The following is a 20,908-nucleotide window of genomic DNA, read 5'->3' on the forward strand; positions in this document are numbered from 1 at the left end:
TGTCCTTCATAAGGATTGTCTCATGGCGGTGGCCGACAGGTACAGGATGGAAAGGCAGGACGTCTCCTCGCGGCGGGAGATGGATACCCTTGCCTGTGCTCCGGATGCACCGTCTATGGCCCGCGGCGCCTGCCCTTCACTCAGCGCCCCGATGGTCACCGGCGACGGGTTGCTCGTGCGGCTGCGCCCTATGACGCCGGGCCTGCCCATCGCGCAATTTCGTGCGCTCGGCGAGGCGGCTGCGAAGCACGGCAACGGTCTGATCGAGATCACGGCACGCGGCAATCTTCAACTGCGCGGCATGACGACGGACAGCATGGCCGGTCTGGCAGCGGACATCGATCGTGCGGGCATCGTGCCGGAGACTGGGATTGCCATCGAGGTTCCTCCGCTGAGTGGGCTGGACCGGCTGGAGATTGCCGACGCTCGGGATCTGGCCGCGCGGCTTCGCCGGGAGATCGCCGCGCTCGATCCTCAGCCCATATTGGCTCCCAAGCTGACCATCACCGTCGATGGCGGTGGGCGGCTGACGCTGGATGCGATGTCGGCGGATATCAGGTTGATGGCCACAAAAGCTGATAGCGGTTCGATCGTATGGAGCCTTGCGGTAGGTGGAACCGCTCAGACAGCGAGGGTTCTCGCATCTCTGACCGCCGAACAGTCCGTCCCGGCTGTTATCGAGCTGCTGAAAACACTGGCACATCTTGGACCGAATGCACGCGGCCGTGATCTCGACGCCGTCAGTCTCCCGTTAAGGTTGCCTTCGATGCAAGATGGTGCATTCGGCGACGCCGACCGGCCCATTTCGCCGATCGGCATTCATCGTCTTGGCGACAACAGCCTCGTTCTTGGCCTGCGTCCGTCCTTCGGACAGATCCATGCCAGAGATATTCTGAATTTCCTCGACATCGCTGAAGCTGCCGGAGCAAATGAAATCCGGACCGCGCCGGAGCATGCCCTGCTGGTGCTCGGCCTTGCCGAGAGAGCAGTTCGGGATGTTGAGCTGGCGGCGGCCAACCATGGCTTTCGAACGCGCGCGGATGATCCGTCGAACCACATAGATGTCTGTTCCGGGGCGGGAGCCTGTGCTTCGGCTTTTTATCCCACAAAATCGGTGGCTTCAGACTTGCTCGACGAGGCACCGGAGTTGCTTGACGGCTCGCTCGAGGTTCATCTCTCCGGCTGCCGCAAAGGCTGCGCCCATCCGGGCGAGGCAGCTCTTGCCATTGTCGGTGCGCCAACGGGCTACGGGATTGTCGTAAATGGGTCCGCATCGAGCGAGCCCGTGGCCTACATCGGAAAACAAGAACTGAAATCGGTACTCGCGCGGATGAACCGGCTGGTACGGAATAATAAAGTTGCTGGCGAATCGGCGGAGGAGTGTCTTACACGGCTTGGCACCGATGCGGTCGTTACAGCGCTACGACAGGGGTAGGAATGCCAGACTATGATTATATCCGCGAGGGGAATGCGATCTACGAGCGCTCCTTCGCGATCATCCGCAGTGAAGCCGATCTGTCACGCTTTTCAGACGCGGAGGCCGATGTCGCCGTTCGCATGATCCATGCCTGCGGCTTGGTCGAGGCTTCCGAGCATTTCGTGTTCTCTTCCGATTTTGTCGCCGCTGCGCGCGCGGCACTTTCGCGTGGCGCACCGATCTTTTGCGATGCCGAGATGGTCGTCCATGGCGTCACCCGCGCTCGGCTGCCGGCCGCCAACGAGGTGATCTGCACGCTGCACGATCCGCGCACGCTGGAGCTGGCAAAGGCGACGGGCAACACTCGTTCGGCCGCCGCGATGCATCTTTGGGGCGATCGCCTGGCCGGCTCCGTCGTCGCCATCGGCAATGCGCCGACGGCGCTGTTCCATCTTCTTGAAATGCTGCGCGACGGCGCGCCGAAGCCAGCCGCCATTATCGGTATGCCTGTTGGTTTCGTGGGGGCGGCGGAATCCAAGGATGCGCTGGCGGAGAATTCCTATGGCGTTCCCTATGCCATCGTCCGTGGCCGGCTTGGCGGCAGCGCCATTACTGCGGCAACTCTCAATGCATTGGCGAGGCCCGGCCTATGAACGCGCACTCCACCGGCCGGCTGATCGGTGTCGGCACAGGCCCCGGCGATCCGGATCTCTTGACCGTCAAGGCTGTGAAGGCGCTGGAGACAGCTGACGTCGTCGCCTATTTCGCCAAGCAGGGACGAGGCGGCAATGGCCGCGCCATCGTCGAGGATTTGCTGCGAGCTGATGTAACGCTCCTGCCGCTCTATTATCCGGTGACCACGGAAATCGACAAGGACGCGCCGGAATACAATCGTCAGATCACATCCTTTTACGACGTCTCCGCAGAAATTGTTGCCGCGCATCTAAAGGCTGGGAAAACCGTCGCGGTGCTCAGTGAAGGCGACCCGCTTTTCTATGGCTCCTATATGCATCTGCATGTGCGTCTTGCCGACCGTTTCCCGACCGAGGTCATTCCGGGCGTGACGGCCATGTCCGGCTGCTGGTCGCTCGCCGGCCTGCCGATGGTGCAGGGGGACGACGTGCTTTCTGTACTTCCGGGCACCATGGCGGAAGGCGAGCTGGCCCGCCGTCTTGGCGATACGCAGGCCGCCGTGATCATGAAGGTCGGCCGTAACTTACCGAAAATTCGTCGTGCACTCGTGACTGCTGGACGGCTCGACGAGGCCATCTATGTCGAACGTGGCACGATGACGAACGGCGCGATGACGCCGCTCGCCAGCCGAGGAGATATCGAAGCTCCCTACTTCTCGCTGATCCTCGTTCCCGGTTGGGAAGGAAAGCCATGAGCGGACGTCTCTCGATCATCGGCACAGGCCCTGGCAATCCGGAGCAGATGACGCCGGAGGCGCTGGCCGTTGCGGCTGATGCTGTCGAATTCTTTGGCTATGGTCCCTATCTCGATCGCCTGTCGCTGCGCGCGGATCAGATCCGCCATGCCTCGGACAATCGCGAGGAACTGGACCGTGCCAAAGCAGCGCTGGAGCGTGCCGTTGCGGGTGCGAATGTCTGCGTCGTCTCCGGCGGCGATCCCGGTGTCTTCGCCATGGCGGCGGCAGTGTGTGAGGCGATCGACAACGGGCCGGACGCGTGGCGCGGTGTCGATCTCGTTGTGGTGCCCGGCATTACCGCCATGCTTGCGGTTGCCGCGCGCATCGGCGCGCCGCTTGGGCATGATTTCTGTGCCATTTCGCTGTCCGACAATCTGAAGCCTTGGACTATCATTGAAAACAGGCTTCGCTCTGTTGCGCAGGCAGGGCTGGTGATCGCTCTTTACAATCCGATCAGCAAGGCGCGTCCCTGGCAGCTCAGCAAGGCTTTCGAGATATTACGCGACCTGTTGCCGGCGGCAACACCGGTTATTTTCGGCCGCGCCGCCGGACGGCCGGATGAAAACATCGCGATTGCAAGGCTGGCGGAGGCAGAGGCATCATATGCCGATATGGCCACTTGCGTGATCATCGGCTCCGCCGAAACGCGCGTTATCGCCCGGAACGGAAAACCCGATCTGGTCTATACGCCACGCTTCATCAAGGAAGAGGCGAGATGATCGATACGAAGCAGCGCAGCCTCGATAGTTTCGACAGCCGGCAGGCTGGCGGCATGCGCGCGCTCGACCATGATCACCTCGATACCCAATTGCCGCGCAGCCTCGATCTTCGCATAGGTGGCATCGCCACCGCTGTTCTTGGCGACCACCGCATCGATACGATATTCCCGCAGCATCGCCAGTTCGTCGTCCAGGTGGAACGGACCCTTGGCGTGGATATAGGTGACATCAGGCGCCGTCAGCACCGGCTCGACCGGATCAACGCTGCGCACCCAATAATGATGGATGGGCGCGGCATTGGCGTGATGAGCCTCTTGCCGGCCGATCGCCAGGAAGATGCGGAGAGGGGAGGTGCCGAGTGCGGCAATCGCCTCGGAAACGCTGCGCACCGTGCGCCAGCGATCACCCTCGACCGGCAACCAGGCGGGCCGACGGAGTGCAAAAGCGGCAATACCCCTGCGACCGGCGGCGTCAACGGCATTGGCGGAAATGCGTGCGGCGAAAGGATGGGTCGCGTCGATCAGCAGATCGATAGCCTCATCCTTCAAATAGCGCGCAAGCCCCTCGGCGCCACCAAAGCCGCCGGTGCGAACGGGAACCGGCTGCGGAGCCGGATCGGTGGTTCTGCCGGCCAGCGACAGTATGACATCGAGATCGGCGCGGGTAGCCAGCGATGCCGCCAGCCGGCGAGCTTCCGTCGTGCCACCCAAGATCAGAATGCGGGTTCCGCCCATGTCTGAGATACCTTCCGCTCAACGCTGGCTCACTCTTATCGGCATCGGCGAAGACGGTCCAGCCGGGCTCGGCGACGAGGCCAAGCGTTTGATAGCATATGCCCCGGTCGTCTTCGGCGGCGCGCGGCATATCGAGCTCACGCGGCCTTTGATCAAGGGCGAAGCGCATGCCTGGCTGAGCCCCTTCGAAAAATCCATCGAGGCCGTGCTGGCGCGGCGCGGGACACCGATCGTCGTGCTTGCTTCCGGGGATCCCTTTTTCTATGGCGTCGGCGCGACGCTTTCACGACATGTCCCCATCTCGGAAATGACCGTCATCGCAGCGCCGTCCTCCTTCAGCCTTGCCGCCTCGCGTCTCGGCTGGCCGTTGCAGGATGTCACTGTCCTCTCGCTGCATGGCCGACCGCTCGATCTTGTCCGCCCACATCTGCATCCGGGCCGCAAGATCCTGGCCCTGACCTCGGATGGGCAGGGGCCGGCCGATCTCGCCCGCCTTTTGCAGGAAAACGGGTTCGGCCAATCGATGCTGACGGTTCTTGAAGCGCTGGGTGGGCCGAATGAGCGCGTTTCCAGACAGCAAGCCGCCAATTTTGCGCTCTCCGGCATCAATGATTTGAACGTATGCGGCATCGACGTCGTGGCGGGTGAGGGCGCGCGCATCCTGCCGCTCGCCGCGGGGCTTGACGATCACCTGTTTGAACATGACGGCCAGATCACCAAGCGGGAGATTCGGGCAATGACCTTGTCGGCGCTTGCACCGCGCCGGGGTGAATTGCTATGGGATATCGGAGCCGGTTCCGGCTCTATCGCCATCGAATGGATGCTCGCCGATCCCTCGATGCGCGCCATCGCCATCGAATCCAACAGTGACCGTGCTGCCCGCATTCGCCGTAATGCAGCGAGCTTCGGTGTCCCGGGGCTTGCCGTCGTTGAAGCGCAGGCACCGCATGCACTTACCGGATTGCCCACGCCCGACGCGATCTTCATCGGCGGCGGTGGCAGCGATGCCGGCGTCATGGATGCGGCCGTCGGCGAATTGAAGAAGGGTGGGCGGTTGGTTGCCAATGCGGTGACGACCGAAATGGAAGCGATCCTGCTCACTGAGCATGCCCGTCGCGGCGGCTCGCTGATCCGTATCGATATCGCCCGCGCCGCGCCCATCGGCAGCATGACCGGCTGGCGGCCGGCGATGCCGGTGACGCAGTGGTCATGGGTTAAAGAATGAGAAGTGGGGTAGCTGAATGACGGTGCATTTCATCGGAGCGGGACCGGGTGCGGCTGACCTGATCACCGTCCGCGGCAGGGACCTGATCGGCAAATGCCCGGTCTGCCTCTATGCCGGCTCGATCGTCTCGCCGGAGCTTCTGCAATATTGCCCGCCGGGCGCTCGCATCGTCGATACCGCGCCAATGTCCCTGGACGAGATCGAGGCCGAATATCTGAAAGCGGCTGCATCGGGTAAGGATGTCGCGCGCCTGCATTCCGGCGATCTCTCGGTCTGGAGCGCTGTCGCCGAGCAGATCCGTCGCCTGGAAAAGCACGATATCCCCTACACGCTGACCCCCGGCGTTCCCGCCTTTGCGGCGGCGGCCTCCGCCCTTGGACGCGAGTTGACCATTCCCGCCGTCGCTCAAAGCCTTGTTCTCACGCGGGTTTCCGGCCGCGCCTCGCCGATGCCGAACGATGAGACGTTGGCAAAATTCGGCGCCACGGGCGCGACGCTCGCCATTCACCTGGCGATCCATGCGCTCGGGCAGGTGGTCGAGGAATTGACGCCGCTTTATGGCGCTGATTGCCCGGTCGCGATCGTCGTCAAGGCCTCCTGGCCGGACGAGCGCATTCTTCGCGGCACACTGGGCACGATTGAAGCACAAGTCGCGGCCGAGCCGATCGAGCGTACCGCACTGATCTTCGTCGGCCCGTCGCTCACCGCCGACGATTTCCGCGAGAGTTCGCTTTACGATCCTGCCTATCAGCGCCGTTTCCGGGGCAGGGAATGACAGGCAGCGGATGCCGTTGCAATTCCCGCTGAAATTTCCTCTAGTCGGACCATTCGCAAAAGGGGAAAGAGATGCAGCGCATCACCATTACCATCGATGATGATCTTCTGGAGACGATCGACAAGATCAGCGAACTGCGCGGCTATGCCAGCCGCTCGGAAACGCTGCGCGATCTCGTGCGCGACGCTGTCACCCGCGAGCAGGCGGCCGTCAACAGCGAAACGAAGTGTTACGCCACGCTTACTTATGTCTACGAACACGAGACCCGCGATCTCTCACGCCGCCTGACGACAACGCAGCATCATCACCATGATCTCTCTGTCTCGACACTGCACGTTCACGTCGACGGGCACGATTGCCTGGAAGTCTCCGTGCTGAAAGGCACGGTCGGAGAGATCAAATCCTTCGCCGACAGCGTGGTCACCCAACGCGGTGTTCGTTTCGGGAATTTGCATCTCATTCCGTCGGAACATGGCCCACACGATCATGGGCCACATTCACACGATTGATCCGCGAGATCAGCTTGGAATCTCGCATCGCCGCCATCAAACCTGCGCGGACAAATAGGCCATGCTTTGCTTCAATGCCTCCGCCGGCTCCTTCAGCGCATGCACGTCCGGCGCAAAGGGCTCGAAGGAGAAGGGACCGGCATAGCCGGCGGACAACAGCGCCCGCATCTGGCCCGCATTGTCGAGACGATCACTGGCGTCGACCAGGACGCGATGCGGGTCGCGCATATCGGAGACCGTAACATTCGTATCGCTGACGCCGGAGATATGAACCAGGCCGGTAAGCTCGGGGAAAGTGGCCGTCTCGCCGGCAAGGTGATGATGGAACGTGTCGTGGACGAGGCGGAAGGTGGATTGGGCGTCGAGGGATTTGATCGCGGCCGCTGCTTCCGTCTTCGAGCTTAGCGAGCAGATCTCGAAACCGAGCGGCTCGACCAGGCCGATGATCCCAGCCTCGTCCAATATCGGCTTTAGCGCCGTTAGCGCTGTCAGGAGATTGTGCCGGCGGGCATCCGGCTCACGGCCGCTACCGTCGTTGACGGGAACGAGCACCAGCGCCTTGGCGCCGCAATCGCGTGCATAGCCGATGAGTTCGGCAGCCTCCTTGGCGCGGACCTCATTCCACTCGTTGAAGCGCTGTAGCGCGTTGATCGAAATGATCGTCAGCCCATGCTGTGCCGCAAGCGCCTTGACGGCCGCCGCCGCCGTACCATCGATGATGGCGTTGCCGGCCAAGTCGTTGCGGATTTCGACGCTGTCGATGCCGAGGCTCTTCGCCGTGGAGAAGAAGGTCTCAAGGGGCAGGGACGGCGCGCACATGTGATTGAGCGCGAAACGAATGGAACTCATGCGGGTATTCCTCCTCGTCGGCCGGCGGGACAATTACTCGGCCGTACATGCCAAGATGACTATCCAGAATCGCACTGCCGATCCATCCTCGACCTATTGCATCGGCTATCATCGATGATAGAAATATCCGCGTAATGATGGGATTCCATCATTCCCGACTAGATGTTTTCCGAGATGAAAATGTCGAATGGCAAGAAGGATTGGCCCGGCATGGTCGCCTCGCCGCGCTCAACGGCGCCGATCATCAAGCCAAACAGCTCCTTGCAGAGCGAGGGGAGCGGGGTGCCGATGACCATGGAGACGACATCATCGGCAAGCGCCGCCTTCGATTCCGGCGTCAGCTCGTTGACGACGACGACCAGTTTTCCGGCAAGCCCTTCCTCACGGATAGCGGAGATCGCACCCTCCATGCCGCCACCGCAGACGTAGAAACCGATGAGATCCGGATGTTTCTGCAAGAGGTTCAGCGTCGCCTCGTGGGTGATCTCCGCGGTGTCCAGATTGATAAGCGTATCCAGCACCTCGAAATCGGGTGCATTCTCGCGGAAATAGGAGCGAAAGCCGATCTCGCGCAGTTCATGGCCGTGAAAACGATGGCTGCCGACGAAGCAGGCGACCTTGCCTGGGCGATGCGCCGACTTGGCGATGGTCCAGGCGGCTGTGCGCCCGACTTTGCGATTGTCGACGCCGATATAGGTTTCGCGCACGCCCGTCGCGAAGTCGGATAGGAGCGAAAAGACGGGGATCCCCTTTTCCTTCAACTCTTCAATTGCCGTGGTTACCGCCGGATAATCGGGTGCGACAAGCGCAACGGCCTGGGTCCGCGCCGCCATGGCTTTCAGCTTTTCGACGATCGCCGTCGGTGTGGATGCGGCGACAAAATCGACCTGCGCATGGATACGTGCGGTGGCGACTGTCTGCGCCGTCGCCGTAATCTCCTTGGCGAAGGCCTGATAGAAGGGTTGCGATGGCTTCTGCAGCACGAAGCCCAGCCGGTATTGCGGCAGGTCCTCGAAAACGCGCTGCCGCAGCAGGCCCACTGCATGATAGCCGATCGACTGCGCGGCCTCATAGACGCGCCGGGCCGTTTCCTCGCGGACGCGATGCCGCCCGTTGAGCACGCGATCAATGGTTGCCACGCTGACGCCGGATGCTTTTGCGAGGTCGGAAATCGTCGGGCGGCGCATATCGGCTCCTGATGTGTTCTATCAGTAATGATAGTGCAGTGATGATAGCTTTTGATAGATTCCATCATTCACGCATTGAGGCAAGCAAAAACTCGGCCTATCCTTCTCGGCATGAGGTGCGGTGCGCTTTTTTTGGCGCATCGCGGGAGGAAGAGATGATTGAGACAATCAAACGCGATTACAGCCTGCTCGGCCCGAGCAGCAAGCGGGCGGTCGAAACGGGGCTGGCGGCGGCGGAGTGGTATCACACGGATATTCCCCGCAAGGAGATGAAGGCGCTGATGCAGCGCTCCGACAAGGCCGCCATTCGCGACACGATCATTTGGCTGGGCAGCATGGTCATCTTCGCCGGGCTTGGCGTCTATTTCTGGGGCTCGTGGCTCTCGGTTCCCTTCTTCCTGGCCTATGGCGTGCTCTACGGTTCCGCCTCCGACAGCCGCTGGCACGAATGCGGCCACGGCACGGCTTTCAAGACCCGTTGGATGAACGACGCGGTCTATCAGATCGCCTGTTTCATGATCATGCGCAATCCGGTGACTTGGCGCTGGAGCCATACCCGCCACCACACCGATACCGTCATCGTCGGCCGCGACCCGGAAATCGCTGTCATGCGGCCGCCGGATCTCCTGCGCCTTGTTCTGAATTTCTTCGGTATTCTCGATGCTGCCTATGGCATGCTGGATATGATCCGCAATGCCGCCGGCATCGTCAGCGCCGAGGAAAAGACCTTCATCCCGGAGCAGGAGCAGCCGAAGGCGATCCGCATCGCCCGCATCTGGACAGCGATCTACGTGGTGACCATTGCTGCGACTATTTACATGGGCTCGATCCTACCACTGGTGCTGATTGGCCTGCCGCGGCTCTATGGCGCCTGGCATCATGTGTTGACCGGCCTGCTGCAGCATGGCGGCCTTGCCGACAATGTCATCGACCACCGGCTGAACAGCCGCTCGGTGCTGATGAACCCGATCAGCCGCTTCATCTATTGGAACATGAACTATCATGTCGAGCATCACATGTTCCCGATGGTGCCCTACCATGCGCTGCCAAAGCTGCATGCGATGATCAAGCACGACCTTCCGCAGCCCAATCCGTCCATCTGGTCGGGTTATCGCGAGATGATCCCGGCCTTTCTCCGTCAGCTCAAGAACGAGGATTATTTCCTGAAGCGTGAGCTGCCGCCGACGGCGCGGCCCTATCGGGAAGAATTCCACGGCGCATTGCCCGAAGCGGCACAATAACAGCTAAAAACTGAAATCAGGGAGGCAAGAATGAGCGGCAATTGGATCGAGGTCTGCGCAGCCGATGCGATAGACGAAGAAGATGTGATGCGCTTCGACCACGGCGGACGGACCTTCGCGATTTATCGCAGTCCGGACGATGAATACTTCGCCACCGACGGTCTCTGCACACATGAGCAGATCCATCTCGCCGATGGGCTGGTCATGGACCACATCATCGAATGTCCGAAGCACAACGGCCGTTTCGATTACCGGACCGGCGAGGCCAAGGGTGCACCCGTCTGCGTCAACCTCCAGACCTATCCGGTCAAAGTCGAAGGCGGCACCGTCTTCATTGCGGTGTAGGGAGAAAGTCATGCCGCATTTTATCATCGTCGGGGCAGGGGAATGCGGCGCGCGCGCTGCCTTTGCGCTGAGGGAGAAGGGCTTTGATGGCGACATCACTTTGATCGGCGCCGAGCCGGTCGCACCCTATGAGCGCCCGCCGCTCTCGAAGGAAGGGCTTGTCCATGCGGCTGAACCGAAGTTCGTGACGGCATTGGAGCGTTACACGGAACAGCGTATCGACTTGCGACTGGGCATTGATGTGATTGATATCGATCCGGCTACCAAGGCGGTCACGCTCTCAGGCGGAGAAAAGCTCGGCTACGACAAATTGCTATTGGCAACCGGCGCATCCGCGCGTCCCTTTCCAGGCCTTGCCGGAACTGGCGAGCGCATTCGCCTGCTTCGCACCCATGCCGATGCTTGCGCTTTGCGGGCAGTCCTTCATCCCGGCCAGCACATCGCGATTATCGGTGGCGGCTTCATCGGTCTCGAACTGGCGGCCACGGCGCGCAAGCTTGGCGCGGAGGTGACCATTATCGAGGGCTTGCCGCGCGTTCTGAAGCGAGGCGTGCCGGAGGAGATTGCCGAGGTTATGGCAGGGCGCCATCGGCAGGAAGGCGTCGATATCCGCTGCGGCGAGACTATCGTCGCCGTCGAGGAGGGGGCGGATAGCACTGTTATTCGCCTGGGGAGCGGCGAGATCATCTCCGCCGATCTCGTCCTGATCGGCATCGGCGCTCTTCCGAACGTCGCATTGGCAGAGAAGGCGGGCCTTGCGATCGACAACGGCATCGCGGTGAACGAGCGGCTGGAGACCTCCAGGGCCGATATTTTCGCGGCCGGAGATTGCTGCTCATTCCCGCTGGCGCTTTATGGCGGGCGGCGGGTTCGGCTGGAGTCCTGGCGCAATGCACAGGAACAGGGAACATTGGCAGCGGGCAACATGCTCGGCGAAGGGAACAGCATTTCCGCCGTGCCGTGGTTCTGGTCCGATCAATATGATCTGACGCTGCAGATCGCCGGCCTTGCCGATGGTGCAACGACAACGCTCAGGCGCGATCTTTCCGACGGGGCCTTCATCCTCTTTCATCTCGATGATGCCGGGCGGCTTCTCGCAGCCAGCGGCATCGGCCAAGGCAATGCTGTCGCCCGTGATATCCGCCTTGCCGAAATGTTGATCGCCGCCCATGCGCACCCCGATCCAGAGGCGCTGACGGCAAGTCATGTCAAACTGAAATCGCTTCTTGCGGCATGATCCACGTCCAAGCGCCCAGGCTTACCCTTGACGAATGGCCCTGAACGGCAAACTCTCTCCATTTGGTCATCAGGGGGATACGATGAAAATTCTGGGCATATCGGGCAGCCTCCGCAAAGGTTCCTTCAACACGGCACTGCTGCATGCCGCTGTCGAACTGGCGCCGCCGGGTGTCGAGCTCATCGCCGCGACTATTCATGGCGTGCCGCTTTATGATGCCGATCTCGAGGCGGCAGACGGCATTCCGGAGAAGGTGACGGAACTAAAGGAACTAACGGTTGCCGCTGATGGCCTGATCCTGTTCACGCCGGAGTACAACAATTCGCTTCCCGGCGTCTTCAAGAATGCCATCGACTGGATGAGCCGTCCGTCGGACGATATCGCCCGCGTCTTCGGGGCAAAGCCCGTCGCCATCCTCGGGGCGTCGCCCGGTAATTTCGGGACGATCCTCAGCCAGAATGCCTGGCTGCCGGTGCTGCGAACGCTTGGCACAAATCCGTGGTTCGGCGGGCGGCTGATGGTCTCGCGCTCGGGAAGCGTTTTCGATGCGGAAGGTAAAATCATCGACGAGAAGGTTAAGCACAACCTTGCCGCCTTCATCGAAGGATTTGCGGCCTTTGTCGAGGGCGCGAAAAAGAACTGATCCGCGCATTTCGCGCGCGGAGAGTTTTCCTGAAGCCTATGATTGAAAGACCGCATGACCTATTGTGATAAGCAGCGTCGAGTCAGCCGGCCCTTCCGGGGCCGCATACAATCTTCCTTTGAGCCGAAATGAAATCCAACACTGCCGGTTATGTCTTCACGCTGTTGGCGATCAGTATTTTCGCCATACAGGACGGGATCTCCAAACATCTGGTCAGCGCCTATCCGCCGCTTTTCGTGGCGATGATACGCTATTGGGGTTTCATGCTGTTTGCGATCGCGCTGGCAGCGCGCTCGCCGGGCGGATTGCGGGTTGTCGTCCACACCAGAAAGCCTGGCCTGCAGATCGTTCGCGGGCTCCTGCTCGCCCTGCAGATCGTCATCGCCATTTCGTCCTTCGTCATGGTCGGTCTTGCGCATTCGCAGGCAATCTTCTCGTCCGGCCCGCTGATGGTTGCGCTGCTCTCCGTGCCTATCCTCGGCGAAAGGGTCGGCTGGCGGCGATGGTTGGCGATCTCGGTCGGCTTCGTCGGGGTGCTGTTGATCCTGAAGCCGGAAAGCGGTGTCTTTGATATCCGCTTCCTGGTGCCGCTGGCGGGCGCCCTGGTGTTTTCGCTCTACGTCGTCATCACCCGATATGTCAGCAGGGTGGATTCATCGATGACGAGCTTCTTTTATACCGGGGTTGTGGGCGCGATCGCGATGAGCACTGTCGGGCCGTTTTTCTGGACACCGATGCTACCGCATGACTGGGTCTTCATGGGCCTGCTTTGCCTCACCGGCATGACGAGCCATTATTTCCTCATCCGCGCCTATGATCTTCTCGACGCGGTGGTCATCCAGCCGCTCACCTACCTGCAGCTTGTCTTCTCCGCCGTCATCGGTGTTGCGATCTTCGGCGAGACGCTCGGCATCAATATGATCATCGGTGCCGTTATTGTCGTCGGCGCGGGCATTTTCACGATCTGGCGTGAAAATGCCCTGGCCAAGTCTCGGTCGAGGGGCGCCGGAGGGTAGAGGCTTTTACGCCTCTACCTCGGTTTTTGGATGGTCTTCGGTATAGTAGCTGACATACTTCTGCCGATAGCGCTCGGTGCCGCCAAAATCGCTGTAGCGTGACAGTTCCGACATGTCGGTCTTGTTGAGAATGACGCCGAGGATGCGCGAGTTGATCTGCGGCTCCTGCTCCAGAATGTCCTTGACGAGACTGGTCGGCGTCGCGCCCCATTCGGCAACGAACAGGAAGGCATCCACCTGCGGCGCAAATGCCTTGGCGTCGATGACAGGTCCGAGTGGCGCAAGGTCGACGACGATATAGTCGAACATCTTCCGCGCATTCTCCATCAGGTTCATCATGCCCTGCGAGGACAGAAGCTCGCTGGTATGGAGCAGATGGTCGCGTATCACCACTGGCAGGATGGCAAGCTTGGTGCGCGGATCGACCTTGACAGCGCTTGCCCAGGGGACTTCGCCGAGAGCGGCCTCGATAAGACCGACCTGCGGAGGTGTCCTCAGCGTCCGGCTCAGACCCGGATTGCGCAAGTCGGCGTCGATCAGCAGCGTGCGCTTGCCGCTGCTGGCGAGCAGGGCGGCAAAATTGGCGGCTGTCGTTGACTTGCCTTCGCCAGGCAGCGCCGAGACGACGCCGATCACCCGGTCGGAACGTCCCTGCAGCATGATATCGCTGGCAAGCTTGGCGTTTCGCAGGGTCTCGGCGAAAATCGAGCGCGGCGCCTCGACCGAAACACGCATGATGCGTTCGAACGCAACGCCGTTTTCGCCCTCTTCGACCGCTGCCGTCGCCATTGCCGGCACGGGACCAATCTTGCGCTTGCGACTGTTCTTCTTCTTCGGGAAGCCCTGTTGGCCAAGGAGCGGCAGATAGCCCAGGAATTTGAGCCCGAGCACTGCACGCACATCGGCTTCGACGCGGAAGAAGCGATCCCGGAATTCCTGGAACGCGGCAAAGGCACCGCCGGCCATCAAGCCGAGGATGACCGAAAGCGCCATGACAAGCGTCTTCTTCGGGCTCGACGGGGCCGTGGGAACACCGGCCGCCGATATGACGCGCGCTTTGGCGATCGGGAAGGACCGCTGTTGTGCCGCAGCCTCGAAGCGGCCCAGATAGGATTCGTACAGCGTCTTCAGCGCCGTCGCCTTCTGGTTCAGCTCGTTCAACTGCACGAGGGATTTGTTGGCTTCGGAATTCTTGCCGACCATGCCCTCGATGCTGCCACGCAGCGATGTCGCGCGCGATTGTGCCACGTCAAACTCATTTTTGTAGCTCGCCGTTAGTTGCTGGAGCTCCTCATAGATCTGACGGGTAATGTCTTGGCGTTCCGCCTTCAAAGCCACGGCCTGAGGATGGTCGGCGCCGAAATTCTGCGTCACGTCCTGCTCGCGCTTCTGCACTGCAAGATAGCGGGTCTTCAGGTCCTGCAAGCCACTGTTACCGGATTGGCTGGACGAGATCGTCGCGTTCTTCACCGCATTGTCCGGCCCCTGGTCGATAATCGACTTGTACTGGTTATAGCGAGCGGAGGCGCTGGCGGTATCGGCCTGTGCGATGATCAACTGCTTGTTCAGATCGGAGATCTGCTGCTCCGACATCAGCTCGCCGCCGGTCGAAGTCAAGCCATTATCCGCCTTGTACTTCTCGACCTCGAGCGATGCCATCTGCGCCCTCTGACGCAGATCGTTCAGCCGCTCCTGCAGCCAGACGGATGCGCGCTCGGTCGCGTCGAAATTGGCGTTGAGCTGGTCGGTCAGATAGGAGTCGGCATAGGCGCTGGTGATTTTCGCCGCCAATTGCGGATCGGTCGAAACGAAGGATACGGAAACGACGGAACTGCGGGTGACGCGCTCGACCTTGAGAGCGTCCTGCAATATGGCCGCGACCTGCTGACGTTTTGCCTCTCGCGCTTCCGCAGGCGACAGGGGTGGCTTGGCAGGTTTGAAGACGCTGGCAATCAGCTTCACGCCAGACTTGATCAATGCGACCGGCGACTGCGGCGGATTGGCGAACGCGTCATTGTCAACGAGCCCGGCAGTATCGACAACCCGCAAAGCCATCTCGTTGGACTTCAGGATTTCGACGGCGCTGGCAATATCCATGTCGGCCTGCTGGCTGCTGGCCGGCGGCGGCTGGTCCTCCGCATATTTGGTCATGTTTTCATCGAGCAATATCTGCGTTGCCGACGTGTAATTCGGGGTGGCGAACAACAGATAGGCGAGCGCAAGCGCAACGAAGACGGCCACACCGAGCATAATGGTGCGGACACGGCGGATTACCACCGCCATCAGGCGATCGAGGTCAATGAAGCCATCCTGCTCCTCCGCTTTGGGGGTAGCGCTATGGAAGGTGAAATTTTTCTGATGCATGGCGACCACCTCGTCGGAGAAGCCCAATTGAATAACGGCTCGTGACCTGCGGCCACCAGGGCCGCAGGCGGAAAGTGTGTTGGTTTAAGCTGCGTTCATCTGCGCTTCGTGCGAGAGAACCAGGTTCCGGATCGAATCATAGACGAGACCGCCAATATCGGCACGCGCGAGCGCGAAGGCGACGTTGGCCTCGATGAAGCCTTGCTTCGATCCGCAATCGTAAGTCCGTCCATTATAGGCCTGAGCATGGAACCCCTGTGTTTCGGACAGGCGACGCATGCCATCGGTGAGTTGGATCTCGTTACCGGCGCCGCGCTCTTGCCGGGCCAGAATATCGAAGATTTCGGGCTGCAGAATATAACGACCATTAAGGTAAAAGTTGGAAGGCGCCTCCGAAGGATGCGGCTTTTCAACCATTTTGGTCACGCCGAAGCCATGGCGAACCGGCGCTCCCCTGCCGATAATGCCGTAACTTGACGTTTCTTCCGGTGAGCATTCCTCGACACCGACGACATTGCCGCCGACTTCGTTATAGAGGTCCATCAACCCGGCGGTGCAGCCTCGCAGGCCATGGCAGACCATGTCGGGCAGCAGCAGCGCGAAGGGTTCGTCACCGATCACGTCGCGGGCGCACCAGACGGCATGACCGAGGCCAAGCGGCGCCTGCTGACGGATAAAGCTGACGGAGCCGGCGCGCGGCAGAAGACGTTCCAGTTCGGAAACCTGTTTTGTCTTGCCTGCCCTGTTCAGCGAGGAAATCAGCTCCGGCGTATCGTCGAAGTGATCTTCGATCGACGTCTTGTTGCGGCTGGTGATGAAAACGATGTGCTCGATGCCGGCTTCAATGGCTTCGTCGACGGCATATTGCACCACCGGACGATCGACGATCGTTAGCATTTCCTTCGGCATTGCCTTGGTGGCGGGCAGGAAACGGGTTCCGTTGCCGGCAACAGGAATGACTGCTTTTCTCACACGAAGCTTACGGTCCATGGCTCTATCCTTTGTTAGAGTGAGGGCCTGCGCCCAAACTGGGGAGGGAGGAGGAGATTTGCGGGGCCGCAGCCACTTCACCGCCCGTGAGGACGGTCGTTTCGCCGCTACCCCGAAGAGAGGCGGCGAGACGACGAAAGCGAGCTGCAATCGGCATGCGCAGGTGGCGGAGCGCGCGTGGATTGCGGCATGCAATCTTCAGCGCGGTCGGTAGGGCGCCATCCTTGAGGCTGTCGATCAGCATCAGGAAGGACAATACGTCCTTCAGGTTCCGCGTCCGTCTCCGCTGTGCGGCGAGGGCGGCGGCACCAAAAGGATGTTCGGCAAAAAACTTGGCATCGGCGGCGATCATCGCTTCGACATGTTGCCGCTTCAGCACCCGCGAGATCGAACCCTCGCGAATATAATAGAGGTAGCCAGCTGTCGGCTCGACCGCGCAAACGCCGCCCCAGGCAAGGGCTGAGGCAAGGAAGATGTAATCCTCGCCGATCCTGAGGGCCTCGTCGAAGCGCAGGTTATGCTTTTCCAGGAAGGCCCGCTCAAAGACCGGCTTTGTGTAGCCGAGATTGTGCTCGGATTGGAAAATCATGTTCGACGAGATGAATTTCGCGAGCGTCAGCAGGGGCATGCGGGCGAGCATGGCTTCGGGGAACATGGCGCCAACGGCCTCGTTCTCGCCCCGGATGACGTCGAGATTGTCGATCACGATCTGCGCCTCGGCTTTTTCGGCCCGGGCGATCAGTCGTGCCATGCGGTCTGGACGGAGTTCATCATCGGAATCGAGCACTGCCACCCAGCGGCCGCGCGCCGCATCCAGTCCGGCATTGCGCGCAGCACCTGGGCCTCCGTTATGCGGCATGGCGACCAAGCGCACCCGGGGGTCGGGGTGATTGCTGACGATGTCCCGAGTGCTGTCGCTGGAGCAATCGTCGACGACGATGACCTCCATGCTGACCGCGCCCTGAGCAAGTGCGCTGCCGATGGCGGACTCCAGCGTCTCCTCGGCGTTGTAGGCTGCGATGACGAAGCTGACATCAGGGATGAAATCCGTCATTGCGGCGCGTTCTCCAGATTTCCGTATTGCACGATTTCACGAACGCCGAACAGGCCGCTGACGACGCCTGCATGCATGATGCCGCGCAGGCCGTAGCGATGGCGCTTTATCGGCAAAGGAGAAAGAAGCGTGGCGGCAGCAAAGCAGTATGCGGACTTGGTGCCAGCAACTGCAATTGCCTTCCAGCGACCGAAACCGGCCGCCCCCTCTAGCAGCATTCGCCCATGGGTCTGCCCCATGCGGTAGCGCCGCTTCGAAAGCCATGACAGTTTGGCACGCCCGCTCGGCACGGGCTCATAAACCATGGCATCTTCGGCGAAGGCGATGCGCCCGCCCGCCTGGTGCATATGGGCAAAAAATTCTGTGTCCTCACCGCCGCTGCGTCCGAGCGCGAGGTTGAAGCGGCGACCGGCGAGCGAAGGCGCCTTGCGTCGCAAAAGCACGTTGCAGGTATAGCCGGTGCGGATATCGCCCGCGACCCAGACGGGCAGGGTCGAATGGAAATCGCCACGGCTCATCCAGCCCGGCGCCACATTCGGATAGACGGCTCGCACCGGCCCCAAAACAGCGTCAGCCCCGGTCGTATCGGCGGTTACCAGCAATTCCGCCAGCCAATCTTCCGATGCCGTCTCGTCGTCGTCGATGAAGGCGACAAAATCTCCGGTGGCGTGCTCCAGGCATGCATTGCGGGCAATGGAAATGTTCGATGCCGGGCAATGCACATAGGCAATCTCGAAGGGCACGGCCGAGCGCATGGCTTCGACGCGATCAAGCGCGCTCGGCGTCACGTCGTTGTCGGCAACGATAATGCGAACGAGGGCGCCGGTCGGCACGGTCAGGACCGCCAGCGACAGCAGGGTCTGGTCCAGCTCGGCGCGGCGATAGGTGCAGACGGCGATATCAATTTTCACGCGGGGGCTCTCGGGGCTTTGCGTCATGACACCACCCTGCGCCCGCGAAATTTGAGAACTTCCATCCAGAAGCCCATCGACCAGGCGAAATGCATGACCATGGCGGAGATGGCGGCAAGTGGCCCGTATGGGTTCTTCTGACCGAGCGCGATCCAGAAACCGTAGGCGAGGCAAGCAAAGGCCCACAGGCCAATCGGAATAACCGCGATCCAGTTGAGGACGGCTAGGAAAGCGCCGACGAAGATCGGCACCACGGCAAGCGGCAGCATCTGGCGGACGCTTGGCATGCTGCGATGCTTCAGGATATTCCGAGCGCGGCGCGCGCCATAGCCGAGATACTGTCGGAAAAGCGTCGGGATGCTGGCACGCGGATAATAGGTCATCGTTGTCTTGTCGGTGAGCCAGATGCGATAACCGGCCTTGCGCAGGCGATAATCCAGCTCGGCATCCTCATTGTGACTGAAGGTTTCGTCGTAGCCGCCGACGGCGCGGAAAGCGGTAATGCGCATCAGCGCGTGGTGGCCGTGATCGGCCCAATGTCCCTTGGCGCCTTCGCGATGCTTCGAGCCGCCATTGCCGAGCTTCGAGTTCTGCGCCACCGCCGTCGCCTTCTGGAAGGCACTGAAACCCTGGGTGCGCATAGCGACGACGACCGAATCTGTCTCGGTCGCGTCTGCCTCCTCGACCAGTCTTTGGCAATAATCATCCGGGTAGTCGCCATGGGCGTCGATGCGAATGAGATAGTCGTAGTCATTGCCGAAGGTTTCGACGGCAAGATTGATTGCGGCACTTTGCAGCCGTTTCGGGTTGTCGAGCAGCAGAATGCGCGGGTCGGCCCCGGCGATTTCCTTGACAATATCCCGCGTCCTGTCCGTGCTGCCGCCATCGGCAACCACGATCCTGGCGTCAAGTTCGTTCAGAGCGCCACCGAGCTTGGCGATCAGCGGCTCGATATGCTTCTCTTCATTGAGGCAGGGGATGACGATCAGGCAACGCATATGCTTGGGATCTCCAGTTTTCATTGCAATCCACCTCTATTGCGATGCAGTTGGGGGAGGGCCTGTAAATCGGCGGTTTGTTCGTTGGCGCGGGTGAGGGAAGCCAGTCGCTGCACCAGGCCTTGGCAATCAGCGCGATCGGTCATCCATTGCCTGCGGTCCTGTGCGGCCACGGCGTCGAAAGCGGCGAGATAGCGTTCTTCGTTCATGTCGCTCATGAGCGTGACGAGATGAGCGGGGTTAGCCTTGTCGAGCGTGAGGCCGATTTTCCGGCTTGTCAGGAAGCGTGAGGTCTCGGTGCCATCCATGGCGATCGGAACGGCGCCGTAAAGGCCACCCTCGTAGAGCCGGTTCGGCAGCAGCCAGCTCGAATTCATACCCTCTTCGAAGAAATCGATCGCCCAGGAGAACTGTACCTCGCCATAGATGGCCGAGAGGTCCTCCGGGTTCTTGTAGGGACCGCCAAAATGCATGAAAGGCGCATCGCGCACGATGCCATCGAAGTCGTCGAACTCCGAATGGGCCGGCCGGCCGCGCAGGATGATCTCGAAACGTCCGTCCATCCGGCGCGAAAATTCGTCGAGCAGCGCCAGCGACTTGCGGCAGCGAAGCGCGCCGAACCAGCCGATTTTCCAGGGCTCGCCCTTGGCCGGCAACCGGGGAGAGGCAACAGCCATGTCACCAACGCCATCGAGCGCCAGAACCTTGTTCTCCAGAAGGACAATCGGAAGATCGAGGCCGGAGCGAGGGCGGAAATAGCGCTCGACGAAAGCGGGCGAACTGGTCAGCAGTAAAGCGGCGTCCGCACCGAAATGACGCTCCACCCCGCGAAGGGCGGCGCCAAGCGTATCCTTGCGCAGCAGCAGCCGGTGAATATCGAGACACTCGTAGACGACCGGCATATCGCCGCCGAAGATCGATCTCGCCCGATTGGCCAAGGCCAGCATTTCGAGATTGCGGCCGATGATGACGTCCGGCTTCTGGACCGAACGCAATGAGCCGCGCAGTTTCAGCGCGGATGTGAAAACGGCTGCAATACGATGTGTGAACTGCGCATCGCGCGTCTTCCCGAGCTCGATCGGCTCAATGCCGTGCACGGCCGCGAGCGCATTGTCGTCGCGCCGGAAGCCTGCCAGTGACACCCGTGCTCCACCCGCCTGCAGCATCAGCACCCGCCGACGGACGGCGGGGTCAGCTAGATCGTGGACGAAGTAGAGAATATGCAGCATTAAAACTTCCGTTTTCGTGCCCGGTCGAAGCCAGGG

At 61.0% G+C, this 20,908-nt stretch carries 21 protein-coding genes; 12 read left to right on the forward strand and 9 right to left on the reverse strand.

All coding sequences use genetic code 11. The features are described from left to right. Positions 1 to 22 precede the first annotated feature (22 nt). From cobG to HB780_RS04945, 4 genes are read left to right on the forward strand one after another with little or no spacing between them, the layout of a single operon-like run. The gene (cobG, locus tag HB780_RS04930) at positions 23 to 1,435 is read left to right on the forward strand and encodes a precorrin-3B synthase (protein WP_183688931.1); all 1,413 of its coding nucleotides are present in this window, start codon (positions 23 to 25) and stop codon (positions 1,433 to 1,435) included. A gap of 2 nt (positions 1,436 to 1,437) precedes the next feature. Further along, positions 1,438 to 2,070, forward strand: coding sequence for a precorrin-8X methylmutase (locus HB780_RS04935; RefSeq protein ID WP_183688932.1), 633 nt, complete (start codon positions 1,438 to 1,440; stop codon positions 2,068 to 2,070). Next, complete coding sequence (locus HB780_RS04940; RefSeq protein WP_183688933.1) at positions 2,067 to 2,804, forward strand: precorrin-2 C(20)-methyltransferase; 738 nt, start codon at positions 2,067 to 2,069, stop codon at positions 2,802 to 2,804. Before HB780_RS04935 ends, HB780_RS04940 begins: the two co-directional genes overlap by 4 nt. Beyond that, the gene (locus tag HB780_RS04945) at positions 2,801 to 3,565 is read left to right on the forward strand and encodes a precorrin-3B C(17)-methyltransferase (protein WP_183688934.1); all 765 of its coding nucleotides are present in this window, start codon (positions 2,801 to 2,803) and stop codon (positions 3,563 to 3,565) included. The genes HB780_RS04940 and HB780_RS04945 overlap by 4 nt, the downstream gene beginning before the upstream one ends. Here the strand turns inward: HB780_RS04945 and HB780_RS04950 are convergent. Next, a complete protein-coding gene (locus tag HB780_RS04950; RefSeq protein ID WP_183688935.1) occupies positions 3,529 to 4,299 on the reverse strand; it encodes a cobalt-precorrin-6A reductase in 771 nt (256 codons plus the stop codon). The two genes, HB780_RS04945 and HB780_RS04950, sit on opposite strands and share 37 nt — an antisense overlap. Between HB780_RS04950 and cbiE the strand changes: the two genes are divergently transcribed. From cbiE to nikR, 3 genes are all read left to right on the forward strand, one after another. Beyond that, a complete protein-coding gene (cbiE, locus tag HB780_RS04955) occupies positions 4,298 to 5,524 on the forward strand; it encodes a precorrin-6y C5,15-methyltransferase (decarboxylating) subunit CbiE (RefSeq protein WP_183688936.1) in 1,227 nt (408 codons plus the stop codon). The two genes, HB780_RS04950 and cbiE, sit on opposite strands and share 2 nt — an antisense overlap. Positions 5,525 to 5,540: 16 nt before the next feature. Beyond that, positions 5,541 to 6,299, forward strand: a complete 759-nt coding sequence (gene cobM / locus HB780_RS04960) for a precorrin-4 C(11)-methyltransferase (protein ID WP_183688937.1) — start codon at positions 5,541 to 5,543, stop codon at positions 6,297 to 6,299. A gap of 71 nt (positions 6,300 to 6,370) precedes the next feature. Continuing rightward, entirely contained in the window at positions 6,371 to 6,808 is a 438-nt protein-coding gene (gene nikR / locus HB780_RS04965; protein WP_183688938.1) for a nickel-responsive transcriptional regulator NikR, read from the forward strand. A 36-nt stretch (positions 6,809 to 6,844) separates the two neighbouring features. Here nikR and HB780_RS04970 read toward each other — a convergent pair whose 3' ends face one another. Both HB780_RS04970 and HB780_RS04975 read right to left on the reverse strand, forming a co-directional pair. Next, positions 6,845 to 7,657 (reverse strand): TIM barrel protein, encoded by an 813-nt coding sequence (locus HB780_RS04970; RefSeq protein ID WP_183688939.1) that lies wholly within the window; start codon positions 7,655 to 7,657, stop codon positions 6,845 to 6,847. A gap of 158 nt (positions 7,658 to 7,815) precedes the next feature. Next, positions 7,816 to 8,844, reverse strand: coding sequence for a LacI family DNA-binding transcriptional regulator (locus HB780_RS04975; RefSeq protein ID WP_183688940.1), 1,029 nt, complete (start codon positions 8,842 to 8,844; stop codon positions 7,816 to 7,818). A gap of 155 nt (positions 8,845 to 8,999) precedes the next feature. On the opposite strand from HB780_RS04975, the gene HB780_RS04980 reads away from it, so the two are divergent. From HB780_RS04980 to HB780_RS05000, 5 genes are all read left to right on the forward strand, one after another. Further along, positions 9,000 to 10,085 carry a fatty acid desaturase family protein gene (locus tag HB780_RS04980; RefSeq protein WP_183688941.1) on the forward strand — a complete coding sequence of 362 codons (1,086 nt, stop codon included), beginning with the start codon at positions 9,000 to 9,002 and terminating at the stop codon, positions 10,083 to 10,085. Between the two features lie 30 nt (positions 10,086 to 10,115). Next, the gene (locus HB780_RS04985) at positions 10,116 to 10,430 is read left to right on the forward strand and encodes a MocE family 2Fe-2S type ferredoxin (RefSeq protein ID WP_183688942.1); all 315 of its coding nucleotides are present in this window, start codon (positions 10,116 to 10,118) and stop codon (positions 10,428 to 10,430) included. A 10-nt stretch (positions 10,431 to 10,440) separates the two neighbouring features. After that, positions 10,441 to 11,667: an NAD(P)/FAD-dependent oxidoreductase gene (locus tag HB780_RS04990; protein WP_183688943.1), complete on the forward strand. Its 1,227-nt coding sequence runs from the start codon at positions 10,441 to 10,443 to the stop codon at positions 11,665 to 11,667. Positions 11,668 to 11,749: 82 nt separating this feature from the next. Then, positions 11,750 to 12,310 (forward strand): NADPH-dependent FMN reductase, encoded by a 561-nt coding sequence (locus tag HB780_RS04995; RefSeq protein WP_183688944.1) that lies wholly within the window; start codon positions 11,750 to 11,752, stop codon positions 12,308 to 12,310. Positions 12,311 to 12,438: 128 nt separating this feature from the next. After that, complete coding sequence (locus HB780_RS05000; RefSeq protein ID WP_183688945.1) at positions 12,439 to 13,326, forward strand: DMT family transporter; 888 nt, start codon at positions 12,439 to 12,441, stop codon at positions 13,324 to 13,326. A gap of 6 nt (positions 13,327 to 13,332) precedes the next feature. Here the strand turns inward: HB780_RS05000 and HB780_RS05005 are convergent, their stop codons facing one another. The 6 genes from HB780_RS05005 to HB780_RS05030 form a co-directional block, all read right to left on the reverse strand. Further along, positions 13,333 to 15,690: a polysaccharide biosynthesis tyrosine autokinase gene (locus tag HB780_RS05005; RefSeq protein ID WP_183688946.1), complete on the reverse strand. Its 2,358-nt coding sequence runs from the start codon at positions 15,688 to 15,690 to the stop codon at positions 13,333 to 13,335. Positions 15,691 to 15,774: 84 nt separating this feature from the next. Beyond that, positions 15,775 to 16,680 carry a UTP--glucose-1-phosphate uridylyltransferase gene (locus tag HB780_RS05010; RefSeq protein ID WP_183688947.1) on the reverse strand — a complete coding sequence of 302 codons (906 nt, stop codon included), beginning with the start codon at positions 16,678 to 16,680 and terminating at the stop codon, positions 15,775 to 15,777. A 4-nt stretch (positions 16,681 to 16,684) separates the two neighbouring features. Beyond that, positions 16,685 to 17,734 (reverse strand): glycosyltransferase family 2 protein, encoded by a 1,050-nt coding sequence (locus tag HB780_RS05015; RefSeq protein ID WP_183688948.1) that lies wholly within the window; start codon positions 17,732 to 17,734, stop codon positions 16,685 to 16,687. Further along, entirely contained in the window at positions 17,731 to 18,672 is a 942-nt protein-coding gene (locus HB780_RS05020; RefSeq protein ID WP_183688949.1) for a glycosyltransferase family 2 protein, read from the reverse strand. The genes HB780_RS05015 and HB780_RS05020 overlap by 4 nt, the downstream gene beginning before the upstream one ends. Further along, entirely contained in the window at positions 18,669 to 19,667 is a 999-nt protein-coding gene (locus tag HB780_RS05025) for a glycosyltransferase family 2 protein (protein ID WP_183688950.1), read from the reverse strand. The genes HB780_RS05020 and HB780_RS05025 overlap by 4 nt, the downstream gene beginning before the upstream one ends. Further along, entirely contained in the window at positions 19,664 to 20,872 is a 1,209-nt protein-coding gene (locus tag HB780_RS05030; RefSeq protein WP_183688951.1) for a glycosyltransferase family protein, read from the reverse strand. The genes HB780_RS05025 and HB780_RS05030 overlap by 4 nt, the downstream gene beginning before the upstream one ends. Positions 20,873 to 20,908: the final 36 nt, after the last annotated feature.

The sequence above is a fragment of the Rhizobium lusitanum genome (genome assembly GCF_014189535.1).
Classification (GTDB): Bacteria; Pseudomonadota; Alphaproteobacteria; order Rhizobiales; family Rhizobiaceae; genus Rhizobium; species Rhizobium lusitanum_C.